Here is a 17,541-nt window from a genome sequence, read left to right as displayed (position 1 = left end):
GCGGGCCGGGGAGCTGAGCCGGCCCGCCGATCAGCCCGTCAGGGTGCCCCTCAACAGGCTCTTGCCGGAGTGGGCGGTGTTGTTGTCGTACGCCTCGGCGGAGACGTCGACAACCGAGTATGCCTCAAGGTCCACGTTCGGCGGCAACGGCAGCAGTTCGTCCGTCGCGTCGCCGAGCACGCCGACCGAGAACATCTCCATGTTCCGTGGGTTGATGAGCCAGACCTCGTAGTACCCCGGGACGTCCGGGAGATTCGCCACGTGCAGGTGCAGCCGGCCGTTGTCGAAGACCCGGGCCTCGCCGCTGGCGTCCGGCGGGGTCCCGCCGTACGCCTTCAGCGGCGCGCTGGCCAGCACCACCCGCCGCGGCGCGGGCTCCGGCGTCGACCCGGTCGCGTCGAGCACGGCGACGGTGCCGACGACGCCGGTCGCGGCGGCGGCCACCGCGGTCGCGGCGGTCACGGCCCAGCGCGACCAGCGCCCGCGCCTCGGCGCGAGGAGCACCCCGCCCGACCGGTCGGACGGCGGTTCGCCGGAGGGGCGCTCGTCGGGCGACCGCTCGGCGCGCGGCCCGGGCAGCGCCGGGAGGGCCTCCGCCGCCCGGATCTCCGCGACGATGCCCGGCCAGACGTGCTCCGGCGGATCGGGCAGGTCGTGCAGGCCCTGGGCGCCGGCGCCGAGGCCGGCAACGTGCTGGAGGGTCTCCATCTCCGCCCGGCAGTGCGCGCAGGTGTCGAGGTGGGTGCCCTCTCCGGCGTCCGCCTCGGTCTCACCGAGCGCCAGGAAGACCAGCCGGTCGTGGTCCAGGTGCGGCACCGTCCACCTCCCATCTGCGTTTCAAGCTCGCCATGCCGCGCCGGATGTGGCTCTTGACCGTGCCGAGCGGCACCCCGGTCACCGTCGCGATCTGCTGGTGGGTCAGGTCGTCGAAGAACGCCAACTCCAGCATGCGCCGCTGGTCGTCGGGCAGTCGGGCCAGCTCGTCGGCGACCACGAGCCGGTCGACCACCGTGTCCGGATCCGGGCCGGTCGGCGCCGACTCCGGCAGCTGCCGGACCGTCTCGACCACCCGGGTCTCCCGGGCGGAGGCCCGCAGCCGGTCGATCACCTTTCGTCGGCCGATGCCGAGCAGCCAGCCGACCAGTGAGCCCTTGGCCGGGTCGAAGGTGTCCCGTCCCAGCCAGGCGGCGACGAAGGTGGTCTGGGTCACGTCCTCCGCGTCGCTGCGGTTGGCCAACGTGCTGGTGGCCAGGTGCAGGACCGCCCGGCCGTACCGGTCGTACGCCTCCCGCAGCGCCAGCTCGTCGCCCGCACGGAAGCGGGCGGCCAGGTCGTCCACGGGTGGGTCCGGCTCCTGCCGTGCCGCTGTCACAGGGCGGCTCGCCTTCCAGGGGGCATGCCCGACTGTAGCTCCCACAGCCATCGCCCCACCTCTCCGGTCGGTCTGGTCTCAGCAGCTCTTCGCTCCGCGGGCGGCCGACGGATGCGGCCTTGACGGACGAAAAGAAGTTGTTTCCGGCCGCATCCGGCGGTGGTGGACCGGGCGTAACTCGTTTTGCACACCAGGCCGGACGAACCAGTACCAATCACCAGGAGGCAGACATGCAGCTCTCGTACTTCCGTCGGGTCGCCGCGGGCGGCGCGGTCGCCGCGCTGACGTTCGCCGGAGCCGGCGCCCTCACCGCCACCCCCGCGTACGCCGCCTCGTCGAAGGTCTCCGTCGTGCACGGCATCCCGGACACCCCGGTCGACGTCTACGTCAACGGCGAGAAGACGCTGGACAACTTCAAGCCCGGCGACGTGGCCGGCCCGCTGAACCTCGAGGAGGGCGCGTACGACATCGCCCTCACCAAGCCCGGCGAGCCGATCGCCCGGGCCATCCTCAGCGTCGACGACGCCGCGGTGCCGGGCGGAGCGAACATCAGCCTCGCCGCCCACCTCGACGCCGCCGGCAAGCCGAAGATCACGCCGTTCGTCAACGACACCGGCAAGGTCGCCGCCGGCAAGGCCCGGCTGATCGTCCGGCACACCGCCGCCGCCCCGGCCGTGGACGTGCGCGCCGGCGGCACCCCGGTCTTCGAGGGCCTCACCAACCCGAACGAGGCCAAGGGCGACGTCGACGCGGGCGCCGTCAAGGCGGACGTGGTGCTCGCCGGCACCGACACCGTGGCGATCGGGCCGGCGGACCTCGACCTCAGGGAGGGCACCGCGACGATCGTGTACGCCATCGGCTCGGCCGAGGCGAAGAACCTGGGCGTCGTGGCCCAGACGATCACCGGTCTGCACTCGGCCCCGGCCGGGGTGCCCAGCGGCGACGGCGGCCGGGCCGGCACCGGCGTGGACACCTGGTGGTACGTGCTGACCGGCGCCGGCGTGCTGCTCCTGGTCGGCGGCGGGGCACGGGTGGCCACCGCCCGGACCGGTCGCAGGTGACGGTGCGCCACCGCGGGGCGCTGGCGGCCGTGGCCGCCGGCGTCGCCGCGCTCACCGTCGCGACCGTGGTCGCCTGCGGCTCCCGGCCGGCCGGGGACGTCGGCGCGACCGAGGCCGCCGACCTGGCCGGCGCCGCCCCGAGCCCGCCGGCCGCCGGCCCGTCGGTGCCGGTGACCCGGGGCGAGCTGCCCGGCGGTACGCGGACCGTCCCGCCCGTACGGCTCGTCATCCCGGCCATCGGCGTCACCGCCGCGGTCGACGCCGTGGGCATCAACGGCGCGACCGGCGAGTTCGAGGTGCCGCCCAGCGTGGACCGGATCGGCTGGTACCGCCACGGCCCGGGGCTGGAGGCGCGGGCGGGGTCGGTGGTCGTCGCCGGGCACGTGGACAGCGCCACCCAGGGCGAGGGGGCCTTCTTCCGGCTCCGGGAGCTGGACCGCGGCGACACCCTCACCGCCACCGGCGGCGACGGCGTCCGCAGGGAGTACCGGGTCGTGGCCCGGGAGGAGTACCGGAAGACGAGGATCCCCCTGGACCGCTACTTCGCCCGGGACGGCAAGCCCCGGCTGACCCTGATCACCTGCGGCGGGGCGTTCGACGCCGAGGCACGCCGGTACCGCGACAACATCGTGGTCACCGCCGTGCCGGCCTGACCGGACCCCCGGTCCGGTCGCGGATGCGGGGCCGGGGCGGGAGCGCACGCCTTCCGCCCCGGCCCCGCACGGCGTACTCCGGCCTCCGCCGGGTCCGGCGCCGGTCGTAGGCTGAACCGTGATGGCATACCTGGATCACGCGGCGACCACTCCGATGCTCGACGAGGCACTGGAGGCGTACGTCGCCACCGCCCGCGAGGTCGGCAACGCGTCCTCACTGCACGCGGCGGGCCGCCGTGCCCGGCGGCGGGTGGAGGAATCGCGGGAGCGGGTGGCCGCCGCGTTGGGCGCCCGGCCCTCCGAGGTCGTCTTCACCGGCGGCGGGACCGAGAGCGACAACCTCGCGGTGAAGGGCATCTTCTGGGCCCGCCGGTCCGCCGACCCCCGGCGGGACCGGGTGGTCTCCAGCGCCGTCGAGCACCACGCGGTGCTCGACGTGGTGGACTGGCTGGCCGACCACGAGGGTGCCGGCGTGGGCTGGCTCTCCGTCGACGCCGCCGGCCGGCTCAGCCCCGACGAGCTGCGTGCCGAACTGGCCGCCCACGGCGACCGGGTCGCCGTGGTGACCGCGATGTGGGCCAACAACGAGGTCGGCACCGTGCAGCCGGTCGCCGAGCTGGCCGCGGTCGCCGCCGAGCACGGGGTGCCGTTCCACACCGACGCGATCCAGGCGGTCGGGCAGGTGCCGGTCGACTTCTCCGTCGGCGGGGTCGCCGCGCTGACCGTGACCGGGCACAAACTCGGGGGGCCGACCGGGGTGGGCGCCCTGCTGCTCGCCCGCGACGTGTCGGCCACCCCGCTGCTGCACGGCGGCGGCCAGGAGCGCGACGTGCGCTCCGGCACCCTCGACACGGCCGGCATCGTGGCCTTCGCGGTCGCCGTGGAGGCGGCGGTCAAGGGCCAGCAGGAGTACGCGGCCCGGGTCGCCGCGCTCCGCGACGACCTGGTCGAGCGGGTCCGGCACGCGGTGCCCGAGGTCGTCTTCAACGGCGACCCGACCGACCGGCTGCCGGGCAACGCCCACTTCTCCTTCCCCGGCTGCGAGGGCGACGCCCTGCTGCTCCTGCTGGACGCCCAGGGCATCGCCTGTTCGACCGGTTCCGCCTGCTCCGCAGGGGTGGCCCAGCCCTCACACGTGCTGCTCGCCATGGGCGCCGACGACGACCGCGCCCGCTCCTCGCTGCGCTTCACCCTCGGCCACACCAGCACCCCCGCCGACGTCGACGCCCTCATCGCCGCCCTCCCGGCGGCCGTCGACCGCGCCCGCCGCGCCGCCGCCCTCCGCACCCCCCGCTAACCCCACCCCCCACCCCCACCGCCCCACACACCCCCCCAACCCCCACCGCCCCGGCCCCACCGCCCCCACCCCCGTGGCGATCATGCAGTTGTGGTGCCCGAAGCATGACTTTCCGCGGCATTCGTCCACCACCACAACTGCATGATCGGCGGGAGGAGGGGGCGGGAGGAGAGGGTGGGAGGAGAGGGTGGGTGGGTGGGGGAGGGCGGGGTGGGGCGGGGATAGGGTCGGTGGGGTGAAGGGAGTGAGCCGGTGAGGGTGTTGGCGGCGATGTCGGGCGGGGTCGACTCGGCGGTCGCGGCGGCGCGGGCCGTCGAGGCGGGGCACGACGTGACCGGGGTGCACCTGGCGCTGGCCCGCAACCCACAGACCTACCGCACCGGCGCGCGCGGCTGCTGCACCCTGGAGGACTCCCGAGACGCCCGGCGGGCCGCCGACGTCATCGGCATCCCGTTCTACGTCTGGGACATGGCCGACCGCTTCCACTCCGAGGTGGTGGACGACTTCGTCGCGGAGTACGCCGCCGGCCGTACGCCCAATCCCTGCCTGCGCTGCAACGAAAAGATCAAGTTCGCCGGGGTGCTGGACCGGGCCGTGGCCCTGGGCTTCGACGCCGTGGTCACCGGCCACCACGCCCGGCTCGGCGCGGACGGCCTGCTGCGTCGCAGCGTCGACCTGCCCAAGGACCAGTCGTACGTGCTGGCGGTGCTCACCCGCGAGCAGCTGGACCGGTCGATCTTCCCGCTCGGGGACTCGACGAAGGCCCAGGTCCGCGAGGAGGCCGCGCGGCGGGGGCTGGCGGTGGCCGACAAGCCGGACTCGCACGACATCTGCTTCATCGCCGACGGGGACACCCGCGGCTTCCTCGCCGAGCGGCTCGGCGAGGCGCCCGGCGCGGTGGTGGACGCCGCCACCGGCGCGGTGGTGGGCAGCCACACCGGCGCGTACGCGTACACGGTCGGGCAGCGGCGCGGCCTGCACCTGGACCGCCCGGCGCCGGACGGCCGGCCCCGCTACGTGCTGTCGATCACGCCGAAGACCAACACCGTGACGGTGGGCCCGGCCGAGGCGCTGGAGGTCTCCCGGGTGCGCGCCGAGCGTCCCGTGTGGACGGGCGGCCCGCGCCCCGACGCGCCGCTGGAGTGCGAGGTGCAGCTGCGGGCGCACGGGGACGTGGTGCCGGCGACCGTCGAGCTGACCGCCGACGGGCTGCGCGCCCAGCTGCGCCGTCCCGTCCGCGGGGTCGCCGCCGGCCAGGCCGTCGTGGCGTACCGGCCGGACCCGGCCGGCGACGTCGTGCTCGGCTCCGCCACCATCGCCGGCTGACGACTCACCCGCCGATCCGCGGACCGGATAGTCTTCGGCCGTGACAGATCAGGTGTGGCCCTGGCCGGCCGGCGCGGCGACCGGCATCGGTTCGCTTCCCGGCACCGACATCGCCGAGGCGCAGCGGATCGTCCTCGGTGAGCTTCCCGCCCTGCCCCACCTGCCGGAGCTGCCGGCCCGGGGTCCCGGCGCCGACCTCATCGGCCGGACCGCCGGCCTGCTGGTCGAGCTACCGGTGGAGCTGTACGCCGCCCGCTGGCGGATCGCACCGCGCCCGGGGCGGGACGTGCGCCGCGCCCGTGACCTGATGGAACGCGACCTCGACCAGCTCGCCGAGCAGGCCGAGGAGTACGCGGGGCCGGTCAAGGTCCAGGTCGGCGGCCCGTTGACCCTGGCCGCGTCCCTGGAGCTGCCGATCGGCGGCCGGATGCTGCGCGATCCCGGCGCGGTCCGGGACCTCACCAACTCGCTCGCCGAAGGGCTGCGCGGGCACGTGGCGGCGGTCGCCCGCCGGTTGCCGCGCGCCACCGTGCTGCTCCAGCTCGACGAGCCGTCGATGCCGACGGTGCTGGCCGGGCGGGTGCCCACGGAGAGCGGGCTCGGCGCGTACCGGGCCGTGGATCCGAGCGTCGCCGCGTCGCTGCTGCGCACCGTCGTCGAGGCGGCCGGGGTGCCGACCCTGGTGCACTGCTGCGCGCCGGACGTGCCGCTGGAGCTGATCCGCTCGACCGGTGCCGTCGGCGTGGCCCTCGACCTCGGTCTCCTCACCGACCTGGACCCGCTGGGCGAGGCGATCGACGCGGGGCTCGGGTTGCTGGCCGGGGCGGCGCCCACCGGGCCGTCGGCCGCCGGTCGCGCGCCGACCTCGGCGCAGGTCGCCGACCGCGTACGCCAGCTCTGGGACCGCCTCGGGTTCCCCCGCCGGCGGCTCGCCGAGCAGGTCGTGGTGACCCCGGCCTGCGGCCTCGCCCACGCCACCCCGCAGTACGCGCGCGCGGTGCTCGCCGCCTGCCGGGACGCGGGACGGCGGCTCGCCGAGGACTGAGGTTTCCCGCCGTACGGGCGGGGCAGAAGCCCGACATGATCGGACAACTGCGCACCGTGGTCATCGACTGCCCCGACCCCCGGGCCCTGGCCGGTTTCTACTCGGAGCTGCTGGGCCTGCCCGTCGACCCCGACGCCAGCGACGACGCCTGGGTCGTGGTCGCCGGCTCGGGGCACCGCCTCGCCTTCCAGAAGGCACCCGACCTGCGCCCGCCGGCGTGGCCCGACCCGGAACGCCCCCAGCAGTTCCACCTGGACGTACAGGTGGAAGACGTGGAGGCGGCCGAGAAGCGGGTGCTGGCGCTCGGCGCCCGGCGGCTGCCCGGCGAGGGCGACGACTTCCGGGTCTACGCCGACCCGGCCGGCCATCCCTTCTGCCTGGTCTTCTTCGACTGAGCCGACCCGGCACGCCGGGGCCGCCGACGCCGTCGGGTGGTGCGGGTTGCGGGCGGGCGGCATGATCGCGGGAATGATCGACACCTCGCTCCGGCGGGCCGCCGGCTCCCTCTTCGGCCTCGCCTACGGTGACGCGCTGGGCAAGCCGACCGAGTTCCTGACCGTCGCCGAGATCGTTCGCCGCTACGGGCCGGCCGGCCCGCGCGAGCTCGCCGGCGACCCGGCGCTGGTGACCGACGACACGCAGATGGCGCTGGCGGTCGGCTGGGCGCTGCACGACGCGCCCGCGGCGACCCCGGAGGCGGTCGAGCCGCTGTTGCGCCGCCGCTTCCTCGACTGGGCGGCCAGCCCGGAGAACAACCGGGCGCCGGGCATGACCTGCCTGCGTGCCTGCGCCGAACTCGGGCGCGGGGTGCGCTGGCAGGAGGCGACGGTGGCCGGCTCGAAGGGCTGCGGGGCCAACATGCGGGTCACCCCCGTCGGCCTGGTCGATGTCGACCTGGACACCCTCGCCGGGCTGGCCCAGCTCCAGGCCGGACTCACCCACGGTCATCCGACCGGCCTCGCGGCCAGCGAGCTGACCGCGTACGCGGTGCGGCTGCTGCGCGACGGCGCGGCGCTGGCGGAGCTGCCCCGGCTGCTCGTCGAGCGGGCCCGCGACCAGCGGCGGGTCTACCGCGCCGACTGGCTCGGCGACCTGTGGCAGCGCCCCGGCGTGGACGCGCCGGCGGACTTCATCGCCCGGGGCTGGGACGAGTGCCTCGCGGTCCTCGGCCGCCTCGACGCCGCCCTCGCCGGCCCGGACGACGGCGGCGACCCGTGCCGGCACACCGGCGAGGGGTGGATCGCCGAGGAGGCGCTGGCCACGGCACTGTTCTGCGCGATCCGGCACGCCGACGACCCGGTGGGGGCGCTGGCCCGGGGCGCCATCACCGCAGGCGACTCCGACTCGATCGCCGCGCTGGCCGGCGCCTTCGTCGGCACCGCGCTGGGCATGGCGGCCTGGCCCGCCCCGTGGGCCGACCGCATCGAGTACGCCGACCAGCTCGCCACCCTCGCCCGGGCCTGGGACTGACCCCGCCACGCCTGCGCCCTCGGGCCGGCCGAACGGGCGAAACCGTCGCACCCGGGGCACGGGCGGGACCGTCGTACCCGGAGCGCGCGGACGGGATCCGTCGCACCCGGAGTGCGCGGGCGGAACCGTCGCACCCGGGGGCGCGGGGGTGCGTGGCGCCTCAGGCGCCGGGCAGGTGGGGCAGGCGGCGGATGCGGCGCCACAGGGCGGGATCGCAGGCGCCGGCGTGGCGGGAGAAGTCGGCGAGCGGCACGTGCGCCGGCTCGGCCAGGTCGACGAAGCTGTCGTGGTCGGCGTCGGGGTCCCACTCGCGGGTCGGGATGCGGACGTGGTCGTCCCGGGCGCTCTTGTCCTGACTGGTGATCTTGAGGACGTCGGCGCCCCGGCTGTCGGCCCGCAGCACCAGGCAGGGCCGCACCTTCGAGCCGGTGCCGTCGGCGTACGGGACGTCGGCCCACCAGATCTCGCCGGGACGCGGCGCCCCGGCGGGGGACCGCTCGGCGCTACGCGGTCGGGGCGGCGCGGTGGAGCGGCCGGGACCACTTGACGGCGTCCTGCGGCCGGGCCGGGTACCCGGCCGCCGGGGCGGACGCGCACCGGCGTCGCGGTCGCCCCGCCGCCGGTCGTTCCACGCCCAGCCGGCGGCCACGGCCAGCACGATCGCCGCCGCCCAGAGCAGCCATTCCGGCATCCGTACCCCCGCCTGGTCAGTGGGCGCGGCGCGGACGCCGCGGGTGCGAACGGCGGAGCGGAGCGCCCCCGCGGCCCCGCCGTCCGGCGATCCTCGCACGGCCGGGGCCCCGGCGCCGACCGGGCGCGACGGGTGGCCGGCGGATTGTCCCACCGGACCGATACGGTGCCGGGGTAGCGGAATCACGGGAGGTCGCACGGTGTCCGAGGAAGCCATTGCCCAGCAGGTCACTCCGGCACAGGAGGCGGCGGCCGGGGCCGAGCCGACCCCCGAGGCCCGGGAACGGCACGCCACGCTCAGTCAGGAGCTGACGGAACACCAGTACCGCTACTACGTGCTGGACGCGCCGACCATCCCCGACGCCGAGTTCGACCGGCAGCTGCGGGAGCTGGAGGCGCTGGAGGAGCAGTTCCCGGCGCTGCGCACCCCCGAGTCGCCCACCCAGCGGGTCGGCGGCACCTTCTCCACCGACTTCACCCCGGTCGCCCACGCCGAGCGGATGCTCTCCCTCGACAACGCCTTCGCCGACGAGGAGCTGGCGGCCTGGGCCGAGCGGGTCGAGCGCGACGCGGGCGGGTCGGTGCCCTACCTCTGCGAGCTGAAGGTCGACGGGCTCGCCATCAACCTCACCTACGAACGCGGGCGGCTGGTCCGGGCGGCGACCCGGGGCGACGGCCGCACCGGCGAGGACGTCACCGCCAACGTGCGCAGCATCCGCGACGTGCCGGGCCAGCTCGCCACCTCGGCGGAGTTCGGCGACGTGCCGGAGTTCGTCGAGGTCCGGGGCGAGATCTACTTCCCGGTGGCCGCCTTCGCCGACCTCAACGCCGGGCTGGTCGAGCAGGGCAAACCCCCGTTCGCCAACCCGCGCAACGCCGCCGCCGGCAGCCTGCGACAGAAGGACCCACGGATCACCGCCTCCCGGCCGTTGCGGCTGGTGGTGCACGGCATCGGCGCCCGCCGCGGCTTCCAGCCGGTGACGCAGTCCGAGTCCTACGCGGCGCTGAAGGCGTGGGGGCTGCCGACCAGTGACCGCTGGCGGGTGGTGCCCGACCTGGCCGGTGTCGCGGAATACATCGCCCACTACGCCGAGCACCGGCACGACGTCGAGCACGAGATCGACGGCGTGGTGGTCAAGGTCGACCCGGTCTCCATCCAGGGTCGGCTCGGCTCCACCAGCCGGGCGCCGCGCTGGGCGATCGCCTTCAAATACCCGCCGGAGGAGGTGAACACGAAGCTGCTCGACATCGACGTCGAGGTCGGGCGCACCGGCCGGGTCACGCCGCGGGCCGTCCTCCAGCCGGTCAAGGTGGCCGGCTCCACCGTCGCGTACGCCACCCTGCACAACGCCCGCGAGGTCGAACGCAAGGGCGTCCTGATCGGCGACACCGTGGTGCTGCGAAAGGCCGGCGACGTGATCCCCGAGGTGCTCGGCCCGGTGGTCGACCTGCGCCCCGCCGACGCCCGGCCGTTCGTCATGCCCACCACCTGCCCGGCCTGCGGCACGCCGCTCGCGCCGGCCAAGGAGGGCGACGTCGACATCCGCTGCCCCAACTCCCGCACCTGCCCCGGTCAGCTGCGCGAGCGGGTCTACCACCTCGCCGGCCGCAAGGTGTTCGACATCGAGGCGCTCGGCTACAAGGGCGCGGCGGCGCTGCTCGACGCCCAGGTCATCACCGACGAGGGCGACCTGTTCTCGTTGGACGAGAAGCAGCTCTCCCGCTCGCCCTTCTTCGTCAACAAGGACGGCACGCTCGGCAGCAACGCCGTCAAGCTGCTCGACAACCTGGCCGTGGCCAGGGAGCGCGACCTGTGGCGGGTGCTGGTGGGCCTGTCCATCCGGCACGTCGGCCCCACCGCCGCGCAGGCGCTCGCCCGGCACTTCCGCTCCGTCGAGGCGATCGACCGGGCCAGCGAGGAGGAGCTCTCCTCGGTCGACGGCGTCGGGCCGACGATCGCGGCGAGCATCCGGGAGTGGTTCGCCGTCGACTGGCACCGCGAGGTGGTCCGCAAGTGGCGCGAGGCCGGCGTACGGATGGCGGAGGAGGCGGCCGACGAGGGGCCGCGCCCCCTGGAGGGGCTCACCGTCGTGGTGACCGGCACGCTGCCCGGGTTCAGCCGCGACCAGGCGTCCGAGGCGATCCAGAGCCGGGGCGGCAAGGTGAGCGGGTCCGTCTCCAAGAAGACGTCCTTCGTCGTGGTGGGCGAGAATCCCGGCTCGAAGGCCGACAAGGCGGCCAGCCTCAAGCTGCCGGTGCTGGACGAGGACGGCTTCCGGGTGCTGCTCGACGCCGGCCCGGAGGCCGCCCGCGAGGTCGCCCGCACCGAGGAGTGACGGCCGGGCGGGAGCGGCCACCGACCCGGCGGGGGCGGTCGAGATACCAACTTAATTACGACTACGACCGATTCGCGACTGTCGTGCCGGGCATTGCGACACGGAGGGCGTTTCATTGGTGGCACGGCGTGCGACCGGTCACGCCCGTGGACCGAGCGCTCGGGAGGTGTGATGGAGTCCGCGGACTCGCGAAACTCCGTTCCGCCCGGCCGGGCACGCCCGTTCTTCGCCTTCGTCTGGTCGGTGGTCGCGCTGGCGGCGGTGCTCTGCGTACGCCCGCTGCTCGACCTCCCGGCCGAGTTGCCGCGACTGCCGGTGGCGTTCTGGGTGATGGCGGCCCTGGCCGTCGGCTGCGACGCGCGCCCCTTCGTCCCGCCCGGCCGCCGGCAGACCTCCGCGGTCTTCCCGTCCACCTGCTTCACCTTCGCCATCCTGCTCGGCTGGGGATTCGGCCCGGCCGTCCTGGTGCAGGCGGTGGCCGTCGTCGTCTCCGGCTGGCGGATGGGCCACGCGCCGTGGCGGACGGCCTTCAACGCCGCCCAGTACGCGGCGGCCCTGGGTGCCGCGTACGCGGTCACCTGGCTGGGGCCCGGGAGCATCTTCGACGGCGGCCGGCTGCGCGGGACCGACGTGCTGGCGGTCGGCGGCGCGACGGTGGCCTGGTTCGCGGTCAACTACGCGCTGGTCAGCGCGGCCGTGCGGCTGCGCTTCGGCGACCGGTGGTGGCCCAGCCTGCGGCAGGGGCTGGGCTTCGAGCTGCTCTCCACCGGCTCGTTGCTGCTGCTCGCCCCGGTGCTGGTCGCGGCGGCGCGGGCCAGCGCGGCGCTGATCCCGCTGGTGCTGGTGCCGCTGTTCGCCGTCTACCGGATGGCCCGGCTCAGCGTCGAGCAGCAGCAACTCGCCTCCCTGGACCCGCTCACCGGCCTGCCCAACCGCAAGGCGCTGCTGGCCGAGGTCGGCGAGCAGGTGCACGTGCACGCCGAACGGGCCGCCCGCGGCGAGCCCGACGCCCGGCTCGCCCTGCTCCTGATCGACCTCGACCGGTTCAAGAACGTCAACGACGCGCTCGGGCACGCGGTGGGGGACCGGCTGCTGGTCGAGGTGAGCGCGCGGCTGACCGACGTGGTCGGTGAGGGCATGGTCGCCCGGCTGGGCGGGGACGAGTTCGCCATCGTGATGACCGGCCTGGCCGACGTCGACGAGGCCCGCGAACTCGCCGGCCGGGTGGTCCGGGCGCTGGCCGAGCCGGTGTCACTGGACGGGCTGCCGCTCGACGTGGGCGGCTCGATCGGCATCGCGCTCTTCCCCGAGCACGGCGAGGACTTCGCGACCCTGATGCGCCACGCCGACGTGGCGATGTACGACGCCAAGCACCGCAACGACACCGTGGCGGTCTACGCGGCCGAGTCCGACCACAACTCCGCCGAGCGGCTCGGCCTGCTCGCGGACCTGCGCCGGGTGCTGGAGGCGGGCCGTTCCGCGACCGTCCCGCCCGCCGTGGACGGTGACGGCGCCCCGCCCGCCGGGGACGTCGACGGTTCCCCGGGCGACGGTTCCCCGGGCGACGGGGCGGTGACCGTCCCGGCGGGAGCGACGCCGGCCGGCCGGTTGCCGGGTGACGGGCGGGCCGGCGGCGCGCGGGGCGGGGACGGGGCCGAACTCCCGGCCGACGTGGCCGGCCTCACCGCCGGCTCCGGCCGCTGGCGGCTGCGCCGCCGCCGGCAGCGGCCCGGCCCACCGCCCGGCGACGAGCTGATCGACATGATCGTGACCGGCGCCGACCCGATCCGCCGCCGGGCGGCGGCCGCGGGGGAGACCGGCCCCGACCGGGGCGACGGTCCCGGCCGCCGCAACGGCGCCGGGCGTTCCGGCGGACAGGACGGCGCGGTCGTACGCCGGCAGGGCCCGCCCGTCGACGACGGCGCGGGGGATCGCGGCGGCGACCGCGCCCCGACGGGCCGGCGGGGGGCCCGGCACGACGCGGCCGGCCGGCGGGACGCGGACACCGCTCCGGCCGTCGACGCCGGCGAGATCACCATGTACTACCAGCCGCAGATCGCCATCGCGACCGGCGAGGTGGTCGGCGTGGAGGCGCTGCTGCGCTGGCGGCACCCCCGACGGGGGATGGTGGACCCGGAGGAGCTGATCCGGGTCGCCGAGCAGAGCGCGGTGATGCGGCTGCTCACCCGTCGGGTGGTGGACGACGTGGTGGAACAGCTCGCCAAGTGGTCGGCCGCCGGGATGGGCCTGCCCGCGGCGCTCAACGTCAGCGTGCGGGACCTGCACACCGGGGAGATCGCCGACCAGATCGCCGAGCGGCTCGCCCGCTACGGCGTGCCGCCGCAGCGGCTGCAACTGGAGATCACCGAGGGCGCCCTGATGGCCGACCCGCGTCGGGTGCTGGCCACCATCACCCGGCTGCACCGGATCGGTGTGGGCATCTCGCTGGACGACTTCGGCACCGGCTACTCCTCCCTGCAGCACCTGCGGCGGCTGCCGCTGTCCGAGGTGAAGGTGGACCGCTCCTTCGTGCTGGGCATGGCCGAGGACGCCGACGACGCGGCGATCGTCAAGTCGACGATCGAGCTGGCGAAGGCGCTCGGGCTGCGGGTGGTCGCCGAGGGCGTCGAGGACGAGCGCACCTGGCGCATGCTGCACGCGGCGGGCTGCGACGCGGCGCAGGGCTGGTTCTACGCCCGGCCGATGCCGGCCGAGGAGCTGGTCGGCTGGCTGGCCCGCTACCGGCCGGTCCGCCCGACGCCCAGCCCCGACGCGGAGATTCCCCGCCGGCACGCCCGCTGAGGCACCGCCGCTTTCGGGTCCGACCGTCGCTGGAGGGCGTCCGCCGCGCCGGAGGGGGAGTCGGGGACGCGCCGCCGGGGCGGAACAATAGACTCGCTCCGGTCACCGCGCATCACGCACGTCGGCCGCGCGGCCGACACCCGGTCCGACCCGCAGCACCGTCACGAAGGGGGCACCGATGGCCGCCATCTCCCGCGAGGAGGTCGCGCACCTGGCGCGACTGTCGCGGCTCGCCGTCACGGAGGAGGAGCTGGACACCTTCGCCGGCCAGCTCGACGTGATCCTCCAGGCGGTCGCGCAGGTCGGCGAGGTCACCGCGGCGGACATCCCGCCGACGTCGCACTCGGTGCCGCTGACCAACGTCCTGCGGGACGACGTCGTCGTGCCCGGGCTGACCCCGCAGGAGGCGCTGTCGGGTGCGCCCGACGCAGAGGAGCAGCGGTTCCGCGTACCGCGGATCCTGGACGAGGATGTGGCGTCATGACCCAGACCGACCTGACCAGACTGACCGCGACGGAGATCGCGGGGCTCGTCGCCACCGGTGAGACCTCCGCCGTCGAGGTCACCCGGGCGCACCTGGACCGGATCGCCGCCGTCGACGACCGGGTGAACGCGTTCCTGCACGTCGACTCGGAGGGCGCGCTCGCCGCCGCCGCCGAGGTGGACGCCCGCCGCGCCGCCGGCGAGGAGCTGGGCCCGCTGGCCGGCGTGCCGGTCGCCGTCAAGGACGTGCTGACCACCAAGGGCGTGCCGACCACCGTCGGGTCGAGGATCCTGGAGGGCTGGCGCCCGCCGTACGACTCGACGATCGTGCAGCGGCTGCGCGCCGCCGGCACGGTGATGCTCGGCAAGACCAACATGGACGAGTTCGCGATGGGCTCCTCCACGGAGTACTCGGCGTACGGGCCGACGCACAACCCGTGGGACCTGAGCCGCATCCCGGGCGGCTCGGGCGGCGGCAGCGCGGCGGCGCTGGCCGCGTACGAGGCACCGCTGGCGATCGGCTCCGACACCGGCGGCTCGATCCGCCAGCCCGGCGCGGTCACCGGCACCGTCGGCGCGAAGCCCACCTACGGCGGCACCTCCCGCTACGGCCTGGTGGCGTTCTCCTCCTCCCTGGACACTCCGGGCCCCTGCGCCCGTAACGTGCTGGACGCGGCGCTGCTGCACGAGGTGATCGGCGGGCACGACCCGCGCGACTCCACCTCGATCCCGCAGCCGGTGCCGGACGTGGTGGCCGCCGCCAGGCTCGGCGCGACCGGCGACCTGACCGGCGTGAAGCTCGGCATCGTCAGCGAGTTCGTCGGCGAGGGCGCCGAGCCGGGCGTGATGGCGGCGTTCCGCGAGTCGGTCGACGCGCTGACCAAGCTGGGCGCCGAGATCGTCGAGGTGTCCTGCCCGCACTTCCGGTACGCCCTGCCGGCGTACTACCTGATCGCCCCGAGCGAGGCATCCTCCAACCTGGCCCGGTTCGACGGCGTCCGGTTCGGCCTGCGGGTCGGCGACGACGGCAACCGGTCGCTGGAGGAGGTCATGTCGCTGACCCGCGAGGCCGGCTTCGGCGCCGAGGTCAAGCGCCGGATCATGATCGGCACGTACGCGCTCTCGTCGGGCTACTACGACGCCTACTACGGGCAGGCTCAGAAGGTCCGCACCCTGATCACCCGGGACTTCACCGCCGCCTTCGAGCAGGTCGACGCGCTGATCTCGCCGACCACCCCGTTCGTGGCGTTCCCGCTCGGGGCGCGCACCTCCGACCCGTACCAGATGTACCTGGCCGACCTGTTCACCATCCCGACGAACCTGTACGGCGGGCCGGGCATCTCGGTGCCCTGCGGGCTCTCCGACGGGCTGCCGGTCGGCTTCCAGATCATGGCCCCGACGATGGCCGACGACCGGATGTACCGGGTCGCCGCCGCGCTGGAGAGCGTCGTCGGCACCTTCACCCCACCGGCACTGTGAGGCAGGAGCTCAGATGACGACGACACTGCCCGCGTACGACGAGGTCGTCGCGCGCTACGAACCGGTGATCGGCCTGGAGACCCACGTCGAGCTGGGCACGAACACCAAGATGTTCTGCGGCTGCCCGACCGACTTCGGTGGCGAGCCGAACACCCGGGTCTGCCCGGTCTGCCTGGGCCTGCCCGGCTCGCTGCCGGTGGCGAACAGGGCCGCCATCGAGGCGACCATCCGGATCGGCCTGGCGCTGAACTGCTCGATCGCCGAGTGGTGCCGGTTCGCCCGGAAGAACTACTTCTATCCGGACATGCCGAAGGACTTCCAGATCAGCCAGTACGACGAGCCGCTGTGCTTCGAGGGCTACCTGGACGTCGAGGTGAACGGCGAGCTGGTGCGCATCGGCATCGAGCGGGTGCACCTGGAGGAGGACACCGGCAAGACGCTGCACGTCGGCGGCGCCACCGGACGCATCCACGGCGCCACCGAGTCGCTGGTCGACTACAACCGGGCCGGCATCCCGCTGGTGGAGATCGTCACCAAGCCGGTCCCCGGCACCGGCGCGCTGGCCCCCGAGGTGGCCCGCGCGTACGTCACCGAGCTGCGCGACGTGATCCGTTCGCTGGGCGTCTCCGACGTGCGGATGGAGGAGGGGTCGCTGCGCTGCGACGTGAACACCTCCCTCAACCTGCCGGGCGAGGAGTGGGGCACCCGGACGGAGACGAAGAACGTCAACTCGCTGCGGTCGGTCGAGCGGGCGGTCCGGTCGGAGATCATCCGGCAGGCGTCCGTACTCGACGCGGGCGGGCGGATCACCCAGGAGACCCGGCACTTCCACGAGGACACCGGCGACACCACGCCGGGCCGCTCCAAGGAGACCGCGACCGACTACCGGTACTTCCCGGAGCCCGACCTGGTGCCGCTGGCGCCGGACGCCGCCTGGGTCGCCGAGCTGAAGGCCGCCCTGCCCGAGCTGCCCCGGCTGCACCGCCGGCGCCTCCAGGAGCAGTGGGGCCTCTCCGACGCGGACATGCAGTCGGTGCTCAACGCCGGCGCGGTCGAGCTGATCGAGCGGACCGTGGCCGCCGGCGCCTCCCCGGCCGCCGCCCGCAAGTGGTGGCTGGGCGAGCTGTCCCGGCGGGCCAACGAGACGGGCGTGGAGCTGGCCGACGTCGGGGCCACCCCGGCGCAGGTCGCCGAGCTCCAGGGACTGGTCGACGCCGGCAAGCTCAACGACAAGCTGGCCCGCACCGTGCTGGAGGGCGTGGTGGCCGGCGAGGGATCACCGACCGAGATCATGACCAACCGGGGCCTGGAGGTGGTCTCCGACACGGGCGCGCTCACCGCCGCCGTGGACGAGGCGATCGCCGCCAACCCGGACATCGCCGACAAGATCCGCAGCGGCAAGGTCGCCGCAGCCGGCGCACTGGTCGGCGCGGTCATGAAGACCACCCGCGGCCAGGCCGACGCCAAGACCGTCCGCGAGCTGATCCTGGAGCGCCTCACCGCCTCCTGACCCCCACCCTCACCCCA

Annotated in this window: 15 protein-coding genes; 12 read left to right on the top strand and 3 right to left on the bottom strand. The window is 75.0% G+C overall.

All coding sequences use genetic code 11. The annotated features are described in order from the left end of the window. Positions 1 to 30 precede the first annotated feature (30 nt). Both ACFHW0_RS04710 and ACFHW0_RS04705 read right to left on the bottom strand, forming a co-directional pair. Entirely contained in the window at positions 31 to 816 is a 786-nt protein-coding gene (locus ACFHW0_RS04710; RefSeq protein WP_416605660.1) for an anti-sigma factor, read from the bottom strand. Next, positions 770 to 1,372 (bottom strand): RNA polymerase sigma factor, encoded by a 603-nt coding sequence (locus tag ACFHW0_RS04705; protein ID WP_311414565.1) that lies wholly within the window; start codon positions 1,370 to 1,372, stop codon positions 770 to 772. The genes ACFHW0_RS04710 and ACFHW0_RS04705 overlap by 47 nt, the downstream gene beginning before the upstream one ends. Before the next feature lie 230 nt (positions 1,373 to 1,602). Between ACFHW0_RS04705 and ACFHW0_RS04700 the strand changes: the two genes are divergently transcribed. From ACFHW0_RS04700 to ACFHW0_RS04670, 7 genes are all read left to right on the top strand, one after another. Further along, positions 1,603 to 2,433, top strand: coding sequence for a DUF4397 domain-containing protein (locus tag ACFHW0_RS04700; RefSeq protein WP_416605658.1), 831 nt, complete (start codon positions 1,603 to 1,605; stop codon positions 2,431 to 2,433). Next, positions 2,430 to 3,086, top strand: a complete 657-nt coding sequence (locus ACFHW0_RS04695) for a class F sortase (RefSeq protein ID WP_416605657.1) — start codon at positions 2,430 to 2,432, stop codon at positions 3,084 to 3,086. The genes ACFHW0_RS04700 and ACFHW0_RS04695 overlap by 4 nt, the downstream gene beginning before the upstream one ends. A 121-nt stretch (positions 3,087 to 3,207) precedes the next feature. After that, positions 3,208 to 4,383 (top strand): cysteine desulfurase family protein, encoded by a 1,176-nt coding sequence (locus tag ACFHW0_RS04690; RefSeq protein WP_416605655.1) that lies wholly within the window; start codon positions 3,208 to 3,210, stop codon positions 4,381 to 4,383. A gap of 252 nt (positions 4,384 to 4,635) precedes the next feature. Further along, the gene (mnmA, locus tag ACFHW0_RS04685) at positions 4,636 to 5,709 is read left to right on the top strand and encodes a tRNA 2-thiouridine(34) synthase MnmA (RefSeq protein ID WP_416605654.1); all 1,074 of its coding nucleotides are present in this window, start codon (positions 4,636 to 4,638) and stop codon (positions 5,707 to 5,709) included. A 40-nt stretch (positions 5,710 to 5,749) separates the two neighbouring features. Continuing rightward, positions 5,750 to 6,754 carry a methionine synthase gene (locus ACFHW0_RS04680; RefSeq protein ID WP_416605653.1) on the top strand — a complete coding sequence of 335 codons (1,005 nt, stop codon included), beginning with the start codon at positions 5,750 to 5,752 and terminating at the stop codon, positions 6,752 to 6,754. Positions 6,755 to 6,789: 35 nt separating this feature from the next. Beyond that, complete coding sequence (locus ACFHW0_RS04675) at positions 6,790 to 7,149, top strand: VOC family protein (RefSeq protein WP_416605652.1); 360 nt, start codon at positions 6,790 to 6,792, stop codon at positions 7,147 to 7,149. A 73-nt stretch (positions 7,150 to 7,222) separates the two neighbouring features. Next, positions 7,223 to 8,224, top strand: a complete 1,002-nt coding sequence (locus tag ACFHW0_RS04670) for an ADP-ribosylglycohydrolase family protein (RefSeq protein ID WP_416605651.1) — start codon at positions 7,223 to 7,225, stop codon at positions 8,222 to 8,224. Positions 8,225 to 8,384: 160 nt separating this feature from the next. On the opposite strand, the gene ACFHW0_RS04665 is transcribed toward ACFHW0_RS04670, so the two are convergent. Next, the gene (locus ACFHW0_RS04665) at positions 8,385 to 8,915 is read right to left on the bottom strand and encodes a type II toxin-antitoxin system PemK/MazF family toxin (protein WP_416605649.1); all 531 of its coding nucleotides are present in this window, start codon (positions 8,913 to 8,915) and stop codon (positions 8,385 to 8,387) included. Between the two features lie 199 nt (positions 8,916 to 9,114). Between ACFHW0_RS04665 and ligA the strand changes: the two genes are divergently transcribed. The 5 genes from ligA to gatB all read left to right on the top strand — a co-directional run bounded on the left by ligA (position 9,115) and on the right by gatB (position 17,524). Beyond that, positions 9,115 to 11,250: an NAD-dependent DNA ligase LigA gene (gene ligA, locus ACFHW0_RS04660; RefSeq protein ID WP_416605648.1), complete on the top strand. Its 2,136-nt coding sequence runs from the start codon at positions 9,115 to 9,117 to the stop codon at positions 11,248 to 11,250. 171 nt (positions 11,251 to 11,421) lie between these two features. After that, entirely contained in the window at positions 11,422 to 14,052 is a 2,631-nt protein-coding gene (locus ACFHW0_RS04655; protein WP_416605646.1) for a putative bifunctional diguanylate cyclase/phosphodiesterase, read from the top strand. A gap of 178 nt (positions 14,053 to 14,230) precedes the next feature. After that, complete coding sequence (gatC, locus tag ACFHW0_RS04650) at positions 14,231 to 14,536, top strand: Asp-tRNA(Asn)/Glu-tRNA(Gln) amidotransferase subunit GatC (RefSeq protein ID WP_121396190.1); 306 nt, start codon at positions 14,231 to 14,233, stop codon at positions 14,534 to 14,536. Continuing rightward, positions 14,533 to 16,014: an Asp-tRNA(Asn)/Glu-tRNA(Gln) amidotransferase subunit GatA gene (gene gatA, locus ACFHW0_RS04645; protein ID WP_416605644.1), complete on the top strand. Its 1,482-nt coding sequence runs from the start codon at positions 14,533 to 14,535 to the stop codon at positions 16,012 to 16,014. Before gatC ends, gatA begins: the two co-directional genes overlap by 4 nt. Before the next feature lie 13 nt (positions 16,015 to 16,027). Further along, positions 16,028 to 17,524, top strand: a complete 1,497-nt coding sequence (gene gatB / locus ACFHW0_RS04640; RefSeq protein ID WP_416605643.1) for an Asp-tRNA(Asn)/Glu-tRNA(Gln) amidotransferase subunit GatB — start codon at positions 16,028 to 16,030, stop codon at positions 17,522 to 17,524. The last annotated feature ends 17 nt before the right edge of the window (positions 17,525 to 17,541 follow it).

This window comes from Micromonospora sp. LOL_025, assembly GCF_048060285.1.
Taxonomy (GTDB): Bacteria; Actinomycetota; Actinomycetes; order Mycobacteriales; family Micromonosporaceae; genus Micromonospora.
This window is presented reverse-complemented; position numbering and strand designations above follow the sequence as displayed.